The sequence below is a fragment of the Kitasatospora sp. NPDC048365 genome (assembly GCF_043200835.1).
Taxonomy (GTDB): domain Bacteria; phylum Actinomycetota; class Actinomycetes; order Streptomycetales; family Streptomycetaceae; genus Kitasatospora; species Kitasatospora terrestris.
Genome location: NZ_JBICYJ010000045.1, coordinates 25,207 through 43,962 on the forward strand (window position 1 = coordinate 25,207; position 18,756 = coordinate 43,962).

An 18,756-nucleotide genomic window follows, 5' to 3' on the forward strand; every position below is an offset into this window, starting at 1 on the left:
GGCGGAGAGGCTGAGTGCATGGACCTCCTGATACTCGGCGGCTCGAAGTTCCTCGGCCGCGCCTACGCCGAAGCGGCCCTCGTCCGCGGACACCACGTCACCACCTTCAACCGCGGGGTCAGCCGCACCGACCTGCCCGGCGTCGAAGCCGTCCACGGCGACCGCACCGACGCCGCCGACCTGGCCCGGCTGGTCGACGGCCGCCGCTGGGACGCCGTCGTCGACACCTCCGGCCAGCAGCCGCACGACGTCGCCCGGGCGGCCGAGCTGCTCCGCGAGCACGTCGGCCACTACAGCTTCGTCTCCTCCGTCCACGCCTTCGCCCACTGGCCCGCCGAACAGGTGGACGAGAGCTCCCCGACCCACCCCTGCGACCCCGACCTGCCGGCCGACCAGCCCGCCGCCAACGCGCTCAAGGCGGGCTGCGAGCGTGCCGTGCTCAAGTACTTCGGCGAGCAGTCCTCGCTGCTCAACTGCGGGCTGCTGATCGGCCCGCACGAGTCGGTCGGACGGCTCCCCTGGTGGCTCGACCGGATCGCCCGCGGGGGCAGGGTGCTCGCCCCCGGCGACCCGGAGCAGCAGCTGAGCCTGATCGACGCCCGCGACTTCGCCGCCTTCGGCCTCGACCTGGTGGAGCAGGGCGCCACCGGCCGGTACGTCACCACCGCGCCGATCGGCTCGACCAGCATGGGTGAACTGCTGCGCGCCTGCGTCGCCGCCACCGGCTCCGACGCCGAGCTGGTGTGGACCCCGGACACCGTCCTGACCGCCGCCGAGGTCGGCCCCTGGCTGGAACTCCCGCTGTGGACCCCCGGCGCCGACCCCGAGTGGTACGGCACCTGGCGCACCGACAGCTCCAAGGCCGCGGCGGCCGGCCTGCGGATCCGACCGCTCGCCGACACCGTCCGCGACACCTGGGCCTGGCTGGAGGCCGGCGGCCGCAGCGAGGTCTCCTCCCTGGTGGTGGGCAACCCGCTGGGCATCGACCCGGAGAAGGAGCAGAAGATCCTCTCCGCCTGACCGGGCACCGGCGGCGCCGCAGAGGGCTCCTGGCGCCGCCGAGGGCCCCGCCTGCGGGGCGGAGGGCTACCGACGGCCCAGAGCTCTGCCGGAGGGCTGCCGGAGGGCTGCCGGAGGGCTGCCGGAGGGCTGCCGGAGGGCTGCCGGCAGGGCGTCAGTGGGAGCGGCGGGTGACCAGCTCGGCGAGGGCGAGCAGCTCGTCGGCCGCCGCCGGGGCGGGAACCGCCTCGGCGAGGTGGGCGATGGCGGCCGCCATCCGGTCGCAGGACTCCCCCTGCGCCCACTCGCGGCCGCCCGCCGCCTCCACCGCGGCGGCGGCCCGCTGCAGCTCCTCCGCGCTCAGCGGGCGCTCGTGCGCGTACAGCTCCGCCAGCTCGGCCCCGGCCGGGGTGCCGGAGCGCAGTGCGAACACCACCGGCAGCGACTTCTTCCGGGCGGCGAGATCCGCGCCGACCGGCTTGCCGGTGACCGCCGGGTCGCCCCAGATGCCGATCAGGTCGTCGATCAGCTGGAAGGCCAGACCGATCTCCCGGCCGAAGGCGTCCAGGGCGTTCGCGGCCGCCGTGGACGCCCCCGCGTACAGCCCGCCGAGCGCGCTGGCGCAGCCGAGCAGGGCCCCGGTCTTGGCCTCCGCCATCGCCAGGCACTCGGCGAGCGACACGTCCGCCCGCTGTTCGAAGGCGCAGTCGGCCTGCTGCCCGGCGCACAGCTCCACCACGCAGTCGGCGATCCGGCGGACCGCGTCGGCCGCGGCCGGGTGCGGATCCTCGGCGAGCACCCGCAGTGCCAGCGAGTGCATCGCGTCGCCGACCAGGATGGCGCCGGTGGTGCCGAACACCCGCCAGGCGGTGGGCCGGTGCCGACGGGTCTGGTCCCGGTCGATCACGTCGTCGTGCAGCAGGGTGAAGTTGTGCACCAGCTCGACCGCGGTGGCCGCCCGGACCGCCTCGACCGGCCGGCCGCCGAGCGCCCGGGCGGCGGCCAGCACCATCGCCGGGCGGAAGGCCTTGCCGGAACCGGTGTTGCTCGGCGTACCGTCCGCCTCCCACCAGCCGAAGTGGTAGCCGGAGACCAGGCGCATCGACTCGGGCAGCGACTCGACGGCCGCCCGCAGGGCCGGGTCGACCACGGCCCGGGCCCGGACCAGGAGCTCGCGCGCGAGCTCCTGGTCCCCGCCCTCCTCCTGACTGCCGGACTCGCTCCCGGACTCGACCGCTTCGCCGTCCGGCCTCTCGGGTCCGCCGGGGCCGTCCGGCCGGCCCCGGTGGTCACGCTCCAGCGTGAAGATCCCCATCTTGCTTCCCCCCTGGCGGTGGTGCTCGGTGCTCGGTACGTGGTGCTCAGTACGTGGTGCTCAGTACGTGGTGCTCGGTGCTCTGGACTCGGCGCTCGGTCAGTTGCGCGGTGCGGCGATGTCGACGTTCTCCAGCACGCCGATCGCGTCGGGGACGAGGACCGCGGCGGAGTAGTAGGCGCTGACCAGGTACGAGATGACCGCCTTCTCGTCGATCCCCATGAACCGCACCGAGAGCCCGGGCTCGTACTCGTCCGGCAGCCCGGTCTGGTGGAGGCCGATCACGCCCTGCTTGTCCTCGCCGGTACGCATGGCGAGGATCGAGGTGGTGTTCTGCGCGGTGATCGGGATCTTGTTGCAGGTCAGCACCGGGACGCCGCGCCAGGCCGGGACCTGGCGGCCGTGCAGCTCGACGGTGGCCGGGTACAGGCCGCGGCTGTTGCACTCGCGCTGGAAGGCGGCGATCGCCCTCGGGTGGGCCAGGTAGAACTTGGTGCCCCGGCGACGGCTGAGCAGCTCGTCCATGTCGTCCGGGGTGGGCGGGCCGGAGTGGGTCGAGATCCGCTGGCTGTACTCCGCGTTGGCCAGCAGGCCGAACTCGGGGTTGTTGACCACCTCGTGCTCCTGGCGCTCGCGCAGCGCCTCGATGGTCAGTCGGAGCTGGTGCTCGGTCTGGTTCATCGGCTGGTTGTAGAGGTCGGCGACCCGGGTGTGGACCCGCAGCACGGTCTGCGCGACGCTCAGCTCGTACTCGCGCGGCTTGAGCTCGTAGTCGACGAAGGTCGCGGGCAGCTCGAACTCGCCCTCGTGGCCAGCCGACAGGGAGATCTCGGCCTCGCCCTTCCGGCCCTGCGGCCGGCGGGCGTTGGCGATGAAGCCGAGGATCTGGTCGCGGAGCGCCGCGGAGCGGTCGACCAGCTCCTGGAAGTCGGGCCAGCGCAGCACCATGACGGTGCCGGCGGTGGCGGCCCGCACGCTGTACGGCCAGCGGCCGTCGGCCTCGGTCAGTGCCTCGTCGCCGATGTGGTCGCCGTCGGCGAAGACGCCGAGCACGGTGGGGTCGCCGTACCGCCCGGTGCCGACCTTGTCGGCCCGGCCGTGCGCGATCAGGAAGACCTCGTCGATCGCCGCACCCTGCTCGACGATCACCTCTCCGGGGGCGACCTGGCGCGCGGTGAACCGACCGGCCAGCTCCTCCAGCAGCGCGTCGTCCGGGAAGTCGCGGAGCACCGGGACCTCGCGCAGCGACGGCGCGAGCACCCGGACGTCCGAACCGGTCTGCACGAAGCTCACCCGGCCGCGGCCGACGGCGTAGCTCAGGCGGCGGTTGACCCGGTAGGTACCGGCGGAGACCTCGACCCAGGGCAGCATCCGGAGCAGCCAGCGGGAGGTGATCTCCTGCATCTGCGGAGCGGACTTGGTGGTCGACGCCAGATTCTTCGCGGCGGCTACGCTGAGGCTGGTCTGCGAGCCGCCCTCCATCGGCCCCGCCTGGCCGGGAATACCGATGCTGGTCTCGGTCGACATATGGGAACCCCTCCGCACGCTGGCCGCGTTGACACTCTGCACCAGCCATGCTGACGGCCATTCAGGTATTCCCGCAATCACTCAAACGAGTGGTCAATATGGGTGGACAAAGAGGACGACTGATCACCAGCCCGACCACCGTTCGATCGGCGTTCGACCGCCGCCCCGGGGCGCCCCGGGGCCGGGCTCCGCACCCCCGACCCCGCGCACCGGGCCCGCTCCCCGCCCCCGGCCGAGATTTCACCCAATCGCAACGTCCGCCCACCCGCCGGAACCGGCCCGCAACATGCCGCCAACTCCACTGCCGGACAAGGGAGTTGAAGACAGCCATCGACCCGACCGACGGTTCCGCCCGGGCCGCGGGCCCGGCCGGGGCGACCCGGTGCCGAAACGGTACCCACCCCCCGTTCTCCGGGCCCGCCACGGGCGCTAAGGTGCCACCTCATAGAGCGCGGCGGATGCGATGGCCGAATCCGGTGGCCCGACTGCGCCCTCTCCACCATCACGCCCTTTTTCAGGGAGAATTCCGTGAGCGCCCCTGTTCGCGTCTGGCTCAACCGCACCTACGCCGAGAACGTCTTCTTCATCGACCTGCTCAGGAGCGCTCCGCAGCAGGTCGAGGTGTACGCGACACACGTCGATCCCGATTCGCCGGTGCTGGCCGCCGCGGATTTCGGCGCGCTCGAACCCGACGGCCTCTCTCCAGAGGCCTACCTGGAATTCGCCCTGGAATTCTGTGCCCGCAACCGAATAGACGTCTTCCTGCCCCGGCTCAACCAGCTCGCCATTTCGCTGCACCGCCTCGAATTCGAGGAAATCGGCACCGCCCTGGTCTGCCCGAGCGCCGCCGCCATCGCGGTGTTCGAGAGCAAGGCCGACGGCTACGCAGCGATGGACGCGATCGGCCTGCCCACCCCGCTGTGGCGGCACGTCCGCACCGCCGACGAGCTGCTCGCGGCGGTCGGCGAGATCGAGGCGACCGGCGGCCAGGCCTGCCTGAAGCCCGCCAACGGCGCCGGCGGCGAAGGCTTCCGGATGCTCACCCGCGAGCCGTTCAGCCTCCGCCGACTGGCCGGCTTCGTCGACGCCAGCGTCCAACTCGACCAGGTGGTCGCCGCGCTGGACGCCGCCGAGGAACCCGCCGACCTGCTGGTCATGCCCTACCTGCGCGGCCCCGAGGTCTCGGTGGACTGCCTGACCTCCCCCGAAGGCCCGCTGCTCACCGCCCTCGGCCGGACCAAGAGCGGCCGCCGCCGCGGCTTCACCGTCGACCCGGTCTACCTGGAGCCGGCCCGCCGCCTGGTCGAGGAGTTCGGCGTCGGCTACCTGTCCAACGTGCAGTTCCGCCACGACGCGGACGGCCGCCCGGTGGTCCTCGACGTCAACACCCGCCCCTCCGGCGGCCTGCACCAGCTGCGGCTGTGCGGCCTCAACCTGCCGTGGGCCGCGGTCGAACTCGCCCTCGGCGGCACCCCCCGGCTGCTGCCCACCGCCGAGCTCGTGCTCCGCGACTACACCCTCGTCGCCACCGCGCAGCCCGTCCTCCCCCACCGGGCCACCGCGCCACTGGCCACCGCGCAGCCCGTCCTCCCTCACCGGGCCACCGCGCCGCTGGCCACCCGTACCGCCGAACTCGAACCCGCCTGAGCGACGCGCCGGCCGGCGTGAACCGGAAGGAGCCGGCCTAGACCTCCGGCCCGTCCCAGTCGAGCGTCGGCTGCAGCACCCCCTCCAGGGTGAGCAGCCAGCGCTTGACCTCCGGGCCCTCGCGCCAGCCCGCGCCGAAGCCGCCCAGGCCGTCCGCCGCCACCACCCGGTGGCAGGGGACCAGCAGGGACAGCGGGTTGGCGCCCATCATCTGCCCGACCGTGCGGGCCGCCGCACCGGGTTCGGTCAGCTCCTCGAACACCCCGCTGAGGGAGGCCAGTTCGCCGTACGTGATGGTCCGGCCCCAGCCCACGTCGGCCTGCAGGCGCTGCAGCACCGCACGGTGCGGGCCGGAGCTGAGCCGCCAGTCCAACGGCAGGTCGAGGGTGCGCCGGCGGGCCGTGAAGTAGGCGGTGACCCGCTCGGTCACCAGCTCCGCGCGCCGCCCGTCGGAGCACGGCGGGCCGCCGGCCGGCAGCCCGCCCAGGCCGTCCGCGGTGTACGTGGCCGCGGCCACCCCGCGATCGGTCACCCCGAACCTCATCGGCCCGCTGGGCAGCGGCGTGCCCACGGTCACCCAGGTCAGGTCGGCGAGGCCGGAACGGTCCATGCCCGCCAACCTACCCGGCGGCGCCGACAGGGTCAGAGGTGCTGGCGCAGATACTCGGCGAGCTGCCAGGACCACGCGGCGAGCTCGTCCCGATCGGCCTTGCCCCCGCTCAGCGCGCCGATCTGCGCGTCGGAGAGCCGGACGTCGGCCGGCTGCCTCCCCATGAGGCGGGACATCTCCCGCAGCGTCGTCGCCAGCCGTTCCGCGTCCGCGTGGCTGAGCATCACAAGCGCGTCGGTGTGGCCGATGGTCATCGAACCGGGCATCGCGGCCTCCTCTCGGTGGCCCCCTCGTCCACGGTACGGCCGCTCGCCCGTTCGGCGCAGCTCCGCTGGCCCGCCCCGCCCCGCGGCACGGAGGGTCGGAAGGACGACCGTCCCCCAGCCGCAGGGAGCGCAGATGCCTCAGCAGGACGCCGGCAAGCCCCCCGGGCTGCGCGCCATGCTGATGAGCTCCGGGTACGCCCGCCTGCTGCTGGTCTCCGCCCTGGTCGGCGTCCCGGTCTCGCTCGCGGCGTTCGGCTTCGTCAGCCTGGAGCACGAGCTCCAGCACTGGGTGTGGGAGACGCTCCCCCAGCAGCTCGACTACACCGAGCCCCCCTGGTGGTGGCCGCTGCCCTCCCTGCTGCTGGCCGGCCTGCTGATCGCCCCGGTGATCATCAAGATGCCGGGGCACGGCGGACACGTCCCGGTCCAGGGCCTGGGCGGACCTCCCACCCCGCCGATCGCGGTGCCCTCCGTCCTCCTCGCCGCACTCGCCGGCCTGCCGCTCGGCGTCGTGCTCGGCCCCGAGGCGCCGCTGATGGCGATGGGCAGCGGCCTGGCCCTGCTCTCGGTCAGCCGGGCGAAGCGCGCGGCCAACCCCCGGGTCGGGCCGATGCTCGGCGCGGCCGGCTCCACCGCGGCGATCTCCACCATCTTCGGCAGCCCGATGGTCGCGGCCGTGATGATGATCGAAGCGGCCGGGCTGGGCGGCCCGCAGCTGACCCTGCTGCTCCTGCCCTGCCTGCTGTCCGCGGGCGTCGGCGCGCTGGTCTTCACCGGCTTCGGGAACTGGACCGGCCTGTCGATCGGCGCGCTGTCCCTGCCCGGGGTGCCCAAGGCCCTCACCCCGGACGCCGGCGACTTCCTGTGGGGCATTCCGGCCGCCGCCCTGATCGCGGTGGTACTCGTGGCCGGACAGACACTCGGCCACCGGGTGGCGGGCCTCACCTCCCGGCACACGGCCGTCCGCACCGTGGCCAGCGCGGTCCTGGTCGGCGTCTGCATCAGCGCGTACGCGCTGACCACCGGACGGTCACCGGAAGAGGCCGCCCTGTCCGGCCAGATCACCCTCGGGACGCTGGCATCCGACCCGCAGGCCTGGCCGATCGGGGCCCTGATCGCCCTGGTCGTCTTCAAGGGCCTCGGCTGGGGCATCGCCCTGGGCAGCCTGCGCGGTGGCCCGATCTTCCCGGCGATCCTGATCGGTGCGGCGCTCGGCATCGCCTGCGGCGCCCTGCCCGGCTACGGCACCGCCGCCGGCCTGGCCACCGGGCTCGCCGCGTCCGGCGCCGCCGTCACCCGCCTGCCCCTCACCAGCACCGTGCTGGCGGCCGTCCTGCTTGGCAGCCAGTCCGTCCCCGAGACGCCCCTGATCATCGTCGCCTCGGTCACCGCCTTCGTCACCGCCGAACTGCTCCGCCGCACGCCCGCCCCCACCGCCACCGCACCGGCCGCCACCACCGCGGCCGGCGGCCACCCGGACACCATCTGACCCGCGCGAAAACCCCTCGGCCACCCTGACAACCTTTCACCCCGCCTCGCGCGTGAGAGCGTCGTGAGTCGAGAAACCGAGGACGCCGCCTACGCGGCATTCGTCGAAGCCGCCTGGTACCGGCACCTGCGCACCGCGACCCTGATCACCGGCGACCGGCACCGCGCCGAGGAACTGCTCCAGGACTGCCTGGTCAAGCTGTACGTCCGCTGGCGCCGCGCCGCCACCGACGACCCGCACGCCTACCTGCGGCGGATGCTCGTCAACGGCCACGTCAGCTGGTGGCGCCGACGACGGCGCGAACTCCTCGCCGCCGACCCGCCCGAATCCGCCGACCCGCACGCCGACGGCCACCGCCTCGACCCGCTCGACGAACTGCACCGCGCCCTGCGCGCCCTGCCCGACCGCCAACGCGCCGTCGTCGTCCTGCGCCACGTCGAGGACCTCTCCGAGAAGGACACCGCCGCCGCACTCGGCTGCTCGATCGGCACCGTCAAGAGCCAGAACGCCCGGGCGATGGCCCGGCTGCGCACCGCCCTGCTGCAGAACCAGGAGGCCACCCCGTGACCGAGGACGACGAGCGGATCGCCCACGCCCTGCACGACCTGGCGGACCGCCGCACCACCACCGACGCCCCCGGCCCCCTCGGCTCCGTCGGCTCCGTCGGACCCGTCGGCCCCGTCCCGGTCGCCGAACTGCTCCGCCGCGGGCGGCGCAGCCGGCGGCTGCGCACCCTGACCCGCACCGTCACCGCGGCCGGCGCGGTCGCCCTGGCCTGCACCACGGGCATCGCCCTCGCCCCCGGCGGCGCCACCACCCCCACCCCCGCACCGCCCGCCGCCCACAGCACCTCCGCCCCGGCCCCCGCCACCTCTTCCCCGTCACCCACCGCCACGCCGGCCACCGCCGACCAGGCCCTCGACCTGCTCCGGTCCAAGCTGCCCGGCACGCTGCGACTCAGCCTGCCCTGGACGGCCGGCCCCCCGCCGAAGGGCCTGCCCGGCGCCTACCGGATCGCCGCCGCCTACACCGTCACCGACGGCAGCCGCACCGGCTCGGTCCGCATCGAGATCGCCCGCGCCGCGCCACGGACGGCGGACCCCTGCCCCATCCCCGACTGCACGGTCACCGCCCTCCCCGACGGCAGCCAACTCACCGTCTACCTCCCGACCGTCGGCGACCTCCAGGACTGGCGCGCCGAACTGCGCCGCCCCGACGGCACCTTCATCACCGCCAGCGCCGGCAACATCCCCGGCCCCGGCGACAAGCGCCGCGATCCCTACCCCAACTCCCCGCTCCTCGACGGCGCCCAACTCACCGCCCTCGCCCAGGACCCGGTCTGGCACCAACTGGCACTCACCTTCCCCAGCTACTGACCGCCCGAGAAACGACGAAGGGCCAGCTTTCGAGGATCACCCTCGTGAGCTGGCCCTTTCGGCATGTCTGGCGCGGAGCCCCCTGTCGGGTTCGAACCGACGACCCCCGCTTTACAAGAGCGGTGCTCTGGCCAGCTGAGCTAAGGAGGCACGGTGACCGTCCGCGGCGGACCACGGCGGTACCAGTGGGCAGTGTACCGGGCCGGGCGCGGGCGGTGGCGGCGGATATCAGCGGCGGCGGGGCGGGGGTGGTTCGGGGGGATGTGTCCCGGTTGTGATCGGACCGATGCCGAATTCGGCCACCGGCGAGGGCTGACAAACAGATGAACGGACAGGTAGCGTCGCGAGGAGTCGGCCCGGGCCGGTGGTTCAGACCACCAGGCGAGGGACCGGCCGAACAACAATCCAACCTTTACTCGGATCGTCCGGCACGTTCCTGCCGGTGAAGGAGATCAGTCATGGCTTCCGTGACGTACGACAAGGCGACCCGCATCTACCCGGGCGCCACCAAGCCGTCCGTGGACGCGCTGGACCTGCACATCGAGGACGGCGAGTTCCTCGTGCTGGTCGGCCCCTCCGGCTGTGGCAAGTCGACCAGCCTCCGCATGCTGGCCGGTCTGGAGGACGTGAACGGCGGTGCGATCCGCATCGGCGACCGCGACGTCACCCACCTGCCGCCGAAGGACCGGGACATCGCGATGGTGTTCCAGAACTACGCGCTCTACCCGCACATGACCGTCGCGGAGAACATGGGCTTCGCCCTCAAGATCGCCGGCGTCAACAAGGCCGAGATCCGCACCAAGGTCGAAGAGGCCGCGAAGATCCTCGACCTGACCGACTACCTGGACCGCAAGCCGAAGGCGCTCTCCGGTGGTCAGCGCCAGCGTGTCGCGATGGGCCGCGCGATCGTGCGCCAGCCGCAGGTCTTCCTGATGGACGAGCCGCTGTCCAACCTGGACGCCAAGCTCCGCGTCTCCACCCGTACCCAGATCGCCGGCCTGCAGCGCCGCCTGGGCATCACCACGGTCTACGTCACCCACGACCAGACCGAGGCCATGACCATGGGTGACCGCGTCGCGGTCCTCAAGGACGGTCTGCTGCAGCAGGTCGACACCCCGCGCAACATGTACGACCGCCCGGCGAACCTGTTCGTGGCCGGCTTCATCGGCTCCCCGGCGATGAACCTGGTCGACGTTCCGCTGGTCGACGGCGGCGTGAAGTTCGGTGGCTCGGTCATCAACATCTCGCGCGAGGACCTGGCCAAGGCCGGCTCCGACAAGTCGGTGACCGTCGGTATCCGTCCGGAGCACTTCGAGATCGTCCCGGCCGGTGGCATCGAGGGCGTCGCGGTCACCGTGAACGTCGTCGAGGAGCTCGGCGCGGACGGCTTCGTCTACGGCACCACCAAGGTGAGCGGCGAGGACAAGGACATCGTCGTGCGCGTGCACGGCCGGCAGATCCCGCAGAAGGGCGAGACCATCAACGTGGTCCCGGCCGGCGGCGAGCCGCACGTCTTCTCCACCACCTCGGGCGAGCGCCTGAGCAACTGACCCCCGGTCAGTACCCGCGGGTTTCGAGCCCCTGCCGGACGGCGGTCCGGCGGGGGCTCATCCGTCTGTACGCCCCCGGTCAACCGGGCGGCGGAACAAATCGGGACACCGATCACCCGATGGTGTAACGGAGTGCTCATGCGGCGCCACCCAACGCTACGCTCCTGTGCGTGAAACAGCTCGTGCGCCGTATCGGCCAGACGTTTGCCCTCACCCTGCCGGTGATCCTGGTGACCACCGGCACGCTCGCCGTCACCCGCGTCCCCTGGGCCCCGCCGACCGGGCTGGACCAGCAGGTGGTCGCGGCCTCCAGCGGCGACGGCAGCATCGGCCGGACCTCCACCGCTCCCGGCACCCAGGGCCTCGCCCCGCAGGACGCGCTCCGCGTCGACCTGATGGAGGAGCTGAAGAACCACAACCCGGGCACCGCGCTCGACCTGCTGGAGCGCACCATGCGCGAGAAGCCGTCGCTGGCGCCGTACTGCAGCCAGCTCTCCTCGGAGCTCGGCCGGGCCGCCGTCCGCAAGTACCAGGGCGACGCGCAGCGGGCCCGCTCCTTCGCCCGCCCGGTGTGCGACGGCTCGTTCGCCGCGGGCGTGGTGGGCTGACGGCCGGGCTCCCCGGCCGGGACTCCCCGGTCGGGGGTCGTGACGGTTCGGGGTCGTGACGGTTCGGGGTCGTGACGGTTCGGGGTCGTGACGGATCAGGGGTGGCGGCGGGTCAAGGGTCATGACGGGGTCCGCGGCGACGCGGACCCTATTGTGTCCGCATGACCGCTGACTCCACCCGACCCACCATCACCGCGGCGCCCGCCGTCACCCAGGCCGTGATCCTGGCTGGCGGCCAGGGCTCGCGGCTCCGCCCGTACACCGACGACCGCCCGAAGCCGCTGGTGGAGATCCCCGGCACGGGCACCCCGATCATCGGCCACCAGCTGGCCTGGCTGGCCGCCGAGGGCGTCACCGACGCGGTGATCTCGTGCGGCCACCTCGCCGAGGTGCTCCAGGAGTGGCTGGACCACGCCGACCTGCCGCTGAAGGTCACCACGGTGGTCGAGGGCGAGCCGCTGGGCCGCGGCGGCGGGCTGAAGTACGCCTCCGGCGCGCTGCCCCGCCCCGACGAGCCCTGGTACGCCACCAACGGCGACATCTGGACCCGCTTCAGCCTGCGGGACATGGCCTCCTTCCACCACGAGCGCGGTGCGATCGCCACCCTGGCGCTGGCCCGGCCGCGGATCCCGTGGGGCGCGGTGGAGACCGACCAGTTCGGCAACGTGCTGGACTTCATCGAGGCGCCGCCCTCGCCGTTCCTGATCAACGCCGGCCTGTACGTCTTCGGGCCCGGCTTCCGCGAGCTGCTGCCGGACGTCGGCGACCACGAGCGGACCACCTTCCCGCAGCTCGCCCGCAGCCGCCGGCTGGCCGGGTACCAGCTGCCGCAGGGCGTCTACTGGCGGGCGATCGACACTGCGAAGGACCTCACCGAGGCCGCCAAGGAGCTGGCCGCCGCCCAGAACTGACGGAACGGCGGAGCAGGCCCAGTAGGCCGGGCGGGAGAGCCGTACGACAGCAGAGGGGCGGGGGGGGGGCCCGGCGGGGGCCCCGCCCCCCCCGCCCGCCGCGGCGGCGGCGCGCCCCCCCCCCCGCCGGCGGGGGGCGGGGGGCCGCGGCCGGGGGGGGGGGGGGGGGCCCCCGCCCCCCCCGCGGGGGCCCCCCCCCCCCCCCCCCCCCCCCCCCGCCCCTCGTACGCGCTCGGGCGCCGTCGCTCGGCCCCGTCGTCAGGCCGTCAGGCCGCCGTCAGGCCCCGTCGTCAGGCGCCCTCGCTCTGGCTGAGCCCGAGCAGCGGCGGCCGGCTGCCGAGGACGCCGCCGATCAGGCCGCCGCCCCCGCCGGTCGGGGTGGAGCGCGGGGTGGAGGAGCCGCCGCCGGTGCCGGTGTGGCCGGTGGAGGTGCCCCCGGTGGTCCCGCCGCTGGGCTGGCGGCCGGTGCTGCTGGGGCTGGTGCCGGGCTTCGGCTTGGTGCTGGCGCCGCCGCTCTTGCTCGCCCCGGGGGACGGCGTGGGCGAGGCCGGAGCCTTGGACGGGGTCGGGGTCGGGGTGGGCGTGGGGGACGGCGAGGCCGGGCCGTTGCCGGGCCACATCGGCGAACCGAAGTCGGTGGGCGGGCGCACCGGGGTCCGGGTGTTCCCGGTCCGGACGGCCGCGCCGAGCATCGAGCCGGTCAGCAGGGTGAGGCCGACCACGACCGCGGTGACCACCGACCGGCGCCGGACCATCCGCCGCCGGACCCCGCCCGGGTTCCCGGGGCCGCACCGGCGCCAGGCCTCCAGGGCGATCCGCCCGTCCAGCGAGCCGAACGGCGCGCCGGCGATCAGCAGCGGGCTCCACGCGGCGAGGAAGATCAGGTCCGGGGTGTCGTAGACCGGGACGGCCTTCCAGCCGACGGTGAAGAGCAGCGCCGCGGAGAGCGCCATCGCGATGCCCGCCGCGGCCCGCTGCCACAGGCCGAGGATGGACAGCACGCCCACCACGATCTCGATGAACGCCACCGCCAGGCCGGAGCCGACCGGGTGCGCCATCGCGAAGTCCAGCAGTGGCTGGGCGACCTTCCACGGGTGCAGCGAGGACAGCCAGCGCATCATCGAGCCGCGCTCGCCGCCGTCGAAGTACACCGGGTCGCAGAGCTTGCTGAAACCGGCGTAGACGGAGAGCCCGCCGAGCACGATCCGCAGCGGCAGCAGGACCAGGCCGAGGTCGACCCGGCGGCCCGGGTACCAGGCGTGCTTGGAGGAGTCGCCGGCCATCGACGGCACCTCGGGCAGCTCGCCGTCGGGTGCCCAGGCACGGTTCGCGCCGACCCGGACGGCCTGGTCCAGCACCTCGGGGACGCCGACCACGGGGGCCTCGGCACCGGCCGGCGGCGAGGCCTGCCGGGGCACCGCGTGCAGCGGCTGGGTGTCCTCGATGCCGGGCGGCGCCTGCGCCGGGGCCGGCACGGTGTTGAGCCGGACGGCGTCCAGCAGCCCGGTGGCGGCCAGGTCGCCGGCGGTTGCCTGTCCGCTCCAGGTGGTGACGACCCGCGCCTTGCGCCGCGGCGCCGCCGACGAGCCCGCGACGACGACACCGGCCGCGCCGACGCCGGCCAGCGCCACCGAGGACGCCGGGACGACGACCTGCGGGGTGACCAGCGGCCGTCCGCCGAGGCTCTGCATGCCGTACGGGTCGCCGAAGGCGGCGCCCGCCGGGGTGTCGATCAGCGGGGCCACCGGGGCCGAGAGCCGGACCCGGAAGCTGGCCTGGGTGCTGCTGAGCTTCGCCGGGTCGGACGGCACCTTCACAGTGTTGAGGCCGGGGCCGTCGTCTATCCCCGAGGGGATCCCCACAGGGCCGCCCGGGCGCCGAGGTGTTCTGGTGTCCACACCCCTCTAACCGGGTGACGGGCCCGGAGGACACTCTCCCGGGTGGATATCGGGCGACAGCTTGAAGTGATCATGAGAAAACCGACCGGGCCCGACAGGACCCGATCGGTTCGCTCGAACTCCGTGTGCAGAAACGGTCAGCCGCGCTTGGCCCGGAGCCGGGCGGCCTCGTACAGCACGATGCCGGCGGCCACACCGGCGTTCAGCGACTCGGTCTGACCCGGCATCGGGATCCGCACCCGCATGTCGCAGGTCTCGGCGACCAGTCGGGACAGGCCCTTGCCCTCGGAGCCGGCCACGATCACCACCGGGCCGGTGAGCAGCTCCAGGTCGCCGATCTCGGCCTCGCCGTCGGCGGCCAGGCCGACCACCATCAGGCCGGCCTTCTGGTAGGCCTCCAGGGCGCGGGTGAGGTTGGTGGCGCGGGCCACGGGCAGCCGGGCGGCGGCGCCGGAGGAGGTCTTCCAGGCACCGGCGGTCATGCCGGCCGCGCGGCGCTCGGGGATGACCACGCCGTGTGCGCCGAAGGCGGCGGCGGAGCGGACCACGGCGCCGAGGTTGCGGGAGTCGGTGACCCCGTCCAGGGCCATGATCAGCGCGTCCTGGCCGGCGTCCGCGGCGTCGGCCAGCAGGTCGTCCGGGTGGGCGTACTCGTACGGCGGGACCTGGAGCACCAGGCCCTGGTGGTTGAGCCCGCCGGTCATCTGGTCGAGCTGGGCGCGGGGGGCCTCCATCAGGGCGACACCGCGCTCGTTGGCGAGCTGGTAGGCCTCGCGGACCCGGTCGTCGGTGTCGATGAACTGCTGGACGTACAGCGTGTTGGCGGGCACGCCGCCCTGCAGCGCCTCGACCACCGAGTTGCGGCCGAAGACCAGCTCGGCCGCGCCCGCACCGCCGCGGCCGCTGCGCGAGCCGGCACCGGACCGGCGCATGCCGGCCCGCGACTTGGCGTCCCGCTCGCGCTTGAGCGCGGCGTTGGCGGCGCGCTGCTTGGGGTGGCCCTTGCGCTCGGCGCCGGGAGGGGTCGGGCCCTTGCCCTGGAGCGCCTTCCGGCTGTGGCCGCCGGTACCGACACTCGCGCCCTTCTTCGATCCGGGGTTGCGGCGGTTCCTGCGCTGGCTGTTGCCGGCCATGGCTGTACTTCCTGTCTTCTACGTCGTCTGCGTCGTGCGGGCGGGCCGTCCCTCTTGTCGAGGGTACGGCCCGTCCGCGCCCCTAGGGGCTACTGGTCACGCCCGGAAGGGCTACTTGTCGATCGTCCAGCGGGGGCCGGACGGGGTGTCCTCGATCGCCAGCCCGGCCTCGCCGAGCTGGTCGCGGATGGCGTCGGCGGTGGCGAAGTCCTTGCGGGACCGGGCCGCCTGCCGCTGGTCGAGCACCAGCCGGACCAGGGCGTCCACCACGCCGTGCAGGTCGTCGCCGCGCTCGGTGCCGGCCCACTGCTCGTCCAGCGGGTCGAGGCCGAGCACGCCGAGCATCGCCCGGACCTCGGCCAGCCGCTCGACCGCGCTCTCCTTGTCGTCCGCGGTCAGGGCGCTGTTGCCCTGGCGGACGGCGGTGTGCAGCACGGCCAGCGCCTGCGGGACGCCCAGGTCGTCGTCCATCGCCTCGGCGAAGGCCAGCGGCACCTCGGGCGCCGGGTCGACCGGGCCGCAGCGCTCGACGGCACGCTCGATGAAGCCCTCGATCCGGGCGAAGGAGGTGTCCGCCTCGCGGAGCGCCTCCTCGCTGTACTCGATCATCGAGCGGTAGTGCGGGCCGGCCAGGTAGTAGCGCAGCACGATCGGGCGCCAGCGCTGCACCATCTCGGAGACCAGCACCGAGTTGCCGAGCGACTTGGACATCTTCTCGCCGGCCAGGGTCACCCAGGCGTTGTGCACCCAGAAGTTGGCGAACTCGTCGCCGAACGCCCGGGACTGGGCGATCTCGTTCTCGTGGTGCGGGAAGATCAGGTCCAGGCCGCCGCCGTGGATGTCGAACCCGGTGCCGAGGTACTTGTGCGCCATCGCCGAGCACTCCAGGTGCCAGCCCGGACGGCCGCGGCCCCACGGGGTCTCCCAGCTCGGCTCGCCCGGCTTGGCCGCCTTCCACATCGCGAAGTCGCGCGGGTCGCGCTTGCCGGTCTCGCCCTCGCCGGACGGCTGGCGCAGGTTGTCCAGCTCCTGGTTGGACAGCGCCAGGTACTCCGCGAAGGTGGTGACCGCGAAGTACACGTTGCCCTCGACGGCGTACGCGTGGCCGCGCTCGATCAGCCCGCGCATCATCTCGATCATCTCCGGCACGTGGCCGGTGGCCCGCGGCTCGACCGAGGGCGGCAGGCAGCCGAGCGCGTTGTACCCCTCGTTGAAGGCGCGCTCGTTGGCGTAGGCGATCTCGTACCAGGGGGTGCCGGACTCCAGCCCCTTGGCGATCACCTTGTCGTCGATGTCGGTGACGTTGCGCACGAAGCTGACCCGGTACCCGCGGTAGCCGAACCAGCGGCGCATCACGTCGAAGTTGAGGTACGACCGGATGTGCCCGATGTGCGGCGGCGACTGCACGGTGGCACCGCACAGGTAGATCGAGACACAGCCCGGCACGAGCGGGACGAAGTCGCGTACCTGGCGGGTCATGGTGTCGTACAGACGAAGGCTCACAGCCTCAAGGGTAGTGGGCGACGGGGCATGCCCCGCCACCCTTTCCCGGTACGCGTCACCTACGGGAGGGTCAGATGTTCCCGACGATCTTCCGGGGCGACAGCCGGACCACCACCCGCACGTCCTCGGGGCCGTCCGCCTCGTAGTCCTTGCCGTGCCGGTACTTGCGGGAGAGCTCGTCGATCAGCTCCCGCCCGCCGGTCCGGACCATGGTGACCTCGCCGCGCGCCTCGAAGTAGTGGTACGGGTGGTCCGGCGGGTTGATCACTAGGCTGACCCGCGGGTCGCGGACCATGTTGAGGTGCTTGCGGCGCCCCTCCAGGGTGGAGAACAGGATGTCGTCGCCGTCCCGCTTCACCCAGACGACGGACGCCTGCGGGCTGCCGTCCGGCTGCACCGTCGCCACCACGGCGAAGCTCTTGTCGTCCAGCAGCGACCGTGCCCGGTCGGAGAGTTCCACGCCCACGACGCCTCCTCGGAGGGGATCCGGCTGATCGCCCGTCAGCAGCCAGGCTAGGCCGGGGAGACCTCGTAGACCAGCGCCGTGGCGATCGCGGCGAGTCCCTCGGCGCGGCCGGTGAGGCCGAGGCCGTCGGTGGTGGTCCCGGAGACCGAGACCCGGGCGCCGACCGCCTCGGAGAGCGCGCGCTGGGCCTCGTCCCGGCGCTTGCCGATCTTCGGGCGGACGCCGATCACCTGGATCGCGACGTTGCCGATCTCGAACCCGGCCGCGCGGACGATCCGGGCCGCCTCGGCGAGCAGCGCCACGCCGGCCGCGCCGGCCCACTCGGGCCGGTCGGTGCCGAAGTGCGCGCCCAGGTCGCCCAGGCCGGCCGCCGAGAACAGCGCGTCGCAGGCGGCGTGCGCCGCCACGTCCGCGTCGGAGTGCCCGGCCAGGCCGAACTCGGAGTCCGCCCACTCCAGCCCGGCGACCCGCAGCGGGCGGCCGGCCTCGAAGGCGTGGACGTCGGTGCCGATGCCGACCAGCGGAACGACCGGACGGGTGGGATCAGTAGCCATCGGTGGCCCTCCTGCGGGCGAGTACGGCCTCGGCGAGCACGAGGTCCAGCGGGCGGGTGACCTTGAACGCCTCCTCGTGGCCGGGCACCACGACCACCCGGCCGCCGAAGTGCTCGATCAGCCCGGCGTCGTCGGTGACCTGCGCCTCGCCGTCGAGCGCCTTCTCGTGCGCCTCGGCCAGCGCGGCCCGGCGGAACCCCTGCGGGGTCTGCACGGCGCGCAGGGTGGAGCGGTCGGGGGTCTCCAGCACCGGCTCGGGGGCACCGGCGGGCTGCGGCTCGACCCGCTTCACGGTGTCGGCCAGCGGCACCGCGGGCACCACGGCCTCGGCGCCGGCCCGGACGGCCGCGGCGACCGCGTCCACCACCTCGACCGGGACCAGCGGACGGGCCGCGTCGTGCACCAGCACCACCTCGGTCTCCGCCGGGATCGCGGCCAGGCCGAGGCGCACGGACTCCTGCCGGGTCGCGCCGCCGGCCACCACCGTGACGTCCTTGCCGTCCAGGCCGTGGCTGTCCAGCAGCGCGGCGACCTCGGCGACGCCCTGCGGCGGTGCGGCGACCACCACCAGGCCGACCGCGCGGCTGCGCGCGAGCGCCCGGACGGCGTGCACCAGCAGCGGCACCCCGCCGAGCTCGCGCAGGGCCTTTGGTGCGCCGGGGCCCAGTCGCTCCCCGCGCCCGGCGGCCGGAACGACGGCCGCGGCGAGCTGTGCTGTGGCGTTCAGGTTTCGCTCCTCGGTCGCGATGGGTATGGCCCTGCCGAACGCATCGAGCGCGCGGGACGGCCCCCTTCCGGACTGCACGTTAGTGGACCCGCCGGCCTCCGGCGGAACGCGACCGGTGCTTCCGCCCTGCCGGCGGCGCACCGACGGCCGACGGCATGCCGAGGACCCCTCCGGCGG

The 18,756-nt window shown here is 73.8% G+C and carries 18 protein-coding genes and 1 tRNA gene; 8 read left to right on the forward strand and 11 right to left on the reverse strand.

The genetic code is table 11. From position 1 onward, the window contains the following. Nucleotides 1-18 precede the first annotated feature (18 nt). Nucleotides 19-1,020: an NAD-dependent epimerase/dehydratase family protein gene (locus ACGFX4_RS33300; protein WP_393082507.1), complete on the forward strand. Its 1,002-nt coding sequence runs from the start codon at nt 19-21 to the stop codon at nt 1,018-1,020. Between the two features lie 154 nt (nt 1,021-1,174). On the opposite strand, the gene ACGFX4_RS33305 is transcribed toward ACGFX4_RS33300, so the two are convergent. Then, nucleotides 1,175-2,314: a family 2 encapsulin nanocompartment cargo protein polyprenyl transferase gene (locus ACGFX4_RS33305; protein WP_393082510.1), complete on the reverse strand. Its 1,140-nt coding sequence runs from the start codon at nt 2,312-2,314 to the stop codon at nt 1,175-1,177. A 99-nt stretch (nt 2,315-2,413) separates the two neighbouring features. Then, nucleotides 2,414-3,841: a family 2B encapsulin nanocompartment shell protein gene (locus ACGFX4_RS33310; RefSeq protein WP_393082513.1), complete on the reverse strand. Its 1,428-nt coding sequence runs from the start codon at nt 3,839-3,841 to the stop codon at nt 2,414-2,416. A gap of 528 nt (nt 3,842-4,369) precedes the next feature. On the opposite strand from ACGFX4_RS33310, the gene ACGFX4_RS33315 reads away from it, so the two are divergent. Further along, the gene (locus tag ACGFX4_RS33315; RefSeq protein ID WP_393082516.1) at nt 4,370-5,488 is read left to right on the forward strand and encodes an ATP-grasp domain-containing protein; all 1,119 of its coding nucleotides are present in this window, start codon (nt 4,370-4,372) and stop codon (nt 5,486-5,488) included. Nucleotides 5,489-5,525: 37 nt separating this feature from the next. Here ACGFX4_RS33315 and ACGFX4_RS33320 read toward each other — a convergent pair whose 3' ends face one another. Together ACGFX4_RS33320 and ACGFX4_RS33325 are read right to left on the reverse strand one after the other, a co-directional pair. Then, a complete protein-coding gene (locus tag ACGFX4_RS33320; RefSeq protein WP_393082519.1) occupies nt 5,526-6,098 on the reverse strand; it encodes a methylated-DNA--[protein]-cysteine S-methyltransferase in 573 nt (190 codons plus the stop codon). 32 nt (nt 6,099-6,130) lie between these two features. Beyond that, entirely contained in the window at nt 6,131-6,364 is a 234-nt protein-coding gene (locus ACGFX4_RS33325) for a hypothetical protein (RefSeq protein ID WP_393082521.1), read from the reverse strand. Between the two features lie 133 nt (nt 6,365-6,497). Between ACGFX4_RS33325 and ACGFX4_RS33330 the strand changes: the two genes are divergently transcribed. The 3 genes from ACGFX4_RS33330 to ACGFX4_RS33340 all read left to right on the forward strand — a co-directional run bounded on the left by ACGFX4_RS33330 (nt 6,498) and on the right by ACGFX4_RS33340 (nt 9,229). After that, entirely contained in the window at nt 6,498-7,853 is a 1,356-nt protein-coding gene (locus ACGFX4_RS33330) for a chloride channel protein (RefSeq protein WP_393082524.1), read from the forward strand. 63 nt (nt 7,854-7,916) lie between these two features. Continuing rightward, complete coding sequence (locus ACGFX4_RS33335) at nt 7,917-8,420, forward strand: SigE family RNA polymerase sigma factor (RefSeq protein WP_393082526.1); 504 nt, start codon at nt 7,917-7,919, stop codon at nt 8,418-8,420. After that, complete coding sequence (locus ACGFX4_RS33340; RefSeq protein WP_393082528.1) at nt 8,417-9,229, forward strand: hypothetical protein; 813 nt, start codon at nt 8,417-8,419, stop codon at nt 9,227-9,229. Before ACGFX4_RS33335 ends, ACGFX4_RS33340 begins: the two co-directional genes overlap by 4 nt. A 76-nt stretch (nt 9,230-9,305) precedes the next feature. Here ACGFX4_RS33340 and ACGFX4_RS33345 read toward each other — a convergent pair. Next, nucleotides 9,306-9,379, reverse strand: a tRNA-Thr gene (locus tag ACGFX4_RS33345). A gap of 308 nt (nt 9,380-9,687) precedes the next feature. Here ACGFX4_RS33345 and ACGFX4_RS33350 point away from each other — a divergent pair. From ACGFX4_RS33350 to ACGFX4_RS33360, 3 genes are all read left to right on the forward strand, one after another. After that, nucleotides 9,688-10,779, forward strand: a complete 1,092-nt coding sequence (locus ACGFX4_RS33350; RefSeq protein ID WP_393082531.1) for an ABC transporter ATP-binding protein — start codon at nt 9,688-9,690, stop codon at nt 10,777-10,779. Nucleotides 10,780-10,949: 170 nt separating this feature from the next. Then, nucleotides 10,950-11,387 carry a hypothetical protein gene (locus tag ACGFX4_RS33355; RefSeq protein ID WP_393082533.1) on the forward strand — a complete coding sequence of 146 codons (438 nt, stop codon included), beginning with the start codon at nt 10,950-10,952 and terminating at the stop codon, nt 11,385-11,387. Between the two features lie 161 nt (nt 11,388-11,548). Beyond that, nucleotides 11,549-12,298 carry an NDP-sugar synthase gene (locus tag ACGFX4_RS33360; protein ID WP_393082536.1) on the forward strand — a complete coding sequence of 250 codons (750 nt, stop codon included), beginning with the start codon at nt 11,549-11,551 and terminating at the stop codon, nt 12,296-12,298. Nucleotides 12,299-12,588: 290 nt separating this feature from the next. Here ACGFX4_RS33360 and ACGFX4_RS33365 read toward each other — a convergent pair whose 3' ends face one another. From ACGFX4_RS33365 to ispD, 6 genes are all read right to left on the reverse strand, one after another. Then, nucleotides 12,589-14,109 (reverse strand): DoxX family protein, encoded by a 1,521-nt coding sequence (locus tag ACGFX4_RS33365; RefSeq protein WP_393082538.1) that lies wholly within the window; start codon nt 14,107-14,109, stop codon nt 12,589-12,591. A gap of 224 nt (nt 14,110-14,333) precedes the next feature. After that, the gene (gene rlmB, locus ACGFX4_RS33370) at nt 14,334-15,329 is read right to left on the reverse strand and encodes a 23S rRNA (guanosine(2251)-2'-O)-methyltransferase RlmB (protein WP_393082540.1); all 996 of its coding nucleotides are present in this window, start codon (nt 15,327-15,329) and stop codon (nt 14,334-14,336) included. A 111-nt stretch (nt 15,330-15,440) separates the two neighbouring features. Then, nucleotides 15,441-16,832: a cysteine--tRNA ligase gene (cysS, locus tag ACGFX4_RS33375; protein ID WP_393082542.1), complete on the reverse strand. Its 1,392-nt coding sequence runs from the start codon at nt 16,830-16,832 to the stop codon at nt 15,441-15,443. 70 nt (nt 16,833-16,902) lie between these two features. Then, on the reverse strand, nt 16,903-17,298 hold the full coding sequence (locus tag ACGFX4_RS33380) for a PPOX class F420-dependent oxidoreductase (RefSeq protein ID WP_393082545.1): 396 nt from the start codon (nt 17,296-17,298) through the stop codon (nt 16,903-16,905). Nucleotides 17,299-17,345: 47 nt separating this feature from the next. Further along, entirely contained in the window at nt 17,346-17,852 is a 507-nt protein-coding gene (gene ispF, locus ACGFX4_RS33385) for a 2-C-methyl-D-erythritol 2,4-cyclodiphosphate synthase (RefSeq protein WP_393082548.1), read from the reverse strand. Further along, nucleotides 17,842-18,606 (reverse strand): 2-C-methyl-D-erythritol 4-phosphate cytidylyltransferase, encoded by a 765-nt coding sequence (gene ispD, locus ACGFX4_RS33390; protein WP_393082621.1) that lies wholly within the window; start codon nt 18,604-18,606, stop codon nt 17,842-17,844. Before ispD ends, ispF begins: the two co-directional genes overlap by 11 nt. Nucleotides 18,607-18,756 lie beyond the last annotated feature (150 nt).

What these genes read in the sequence shown, in the direction of transcription:
- ACGFX4_RS33350 (WP_393082531.1), top strand. Translation starts at nt 9,688, where the DNA reads ATGGCTTCCGTGACGTACGACAAGGCGACCCGCATCTACCCGGGCGCC.
- ACGFX4_RS33310 (WP_393082513.1), bottom strand. Translation starts at nt 3,841, where the DNA reads ATGTCGACCGAGACCAGCATCGGTATTCCCGGCCAGGCGGGGCCGATG.
- ACGFX4_RS33360 (WP_393082536.1), top strand. Translation starts at nt 11,549, where the DNA reads ATGACCGCTGACTCCACCCGACCCACCATCACCGCGGCGCCCGCCGTC.
- ACGFX4_RS33325 (WP_393082521.1), bottom strand. Translation starts at nt 6,364, where the DNA reads ATGCCCGGTTCGATGACCATCGGCCACACCGACGCGCTTGTGATGCTC.
- ACGFX4_RS33320 (WP_393082519.1), bottom strand. Translation starts at nt 6,098, where the DNA reads ATGGACCGTTCCGGCCTCGCCGACCTGACCTGGGTGACCGTGGGCACG.
- ACGFX4_RS33300 (WP_393082507.1), top strand. Translation starts at nt 19, where the DNA reads ATGGACCTCCTGATACTCGGCGGCTCGAAGTTCCTCGGCCGCGCCTAC.
- ACGFX4_RS33330 (WP_393082524.1), top strand. Translation starts at nt 6,498, where the DNA reads ATGCCTCAGCAGGACGCCGGCAAGCCCCCCGGGCTGCGCGCCATGCTG.
- rlmB (WP_393082540.1), bottom strand. Translation starts at nt 15,329, where the DNA reads ATGGCCGGCAACAGCCAGCGCAGGAACCGCCGCAACCCCGGATCGAAG.
- ACGFX4_RS33305 (WP_393082510.1), bottom strand. Translation starts at nt 2,314, where the DNA reads ATGGGGATCTTCACGCTGGAGCGTGACCACCGGGGCCGGCCGGACGGC.
- ispF (WP_393082548.1), bottom strand. Translation starts at nt 17,852, where the DNA reads ATGGCTACTGATCCCACCCGTCCGGTCGTTCCGCTGGTCGGCATCGGC.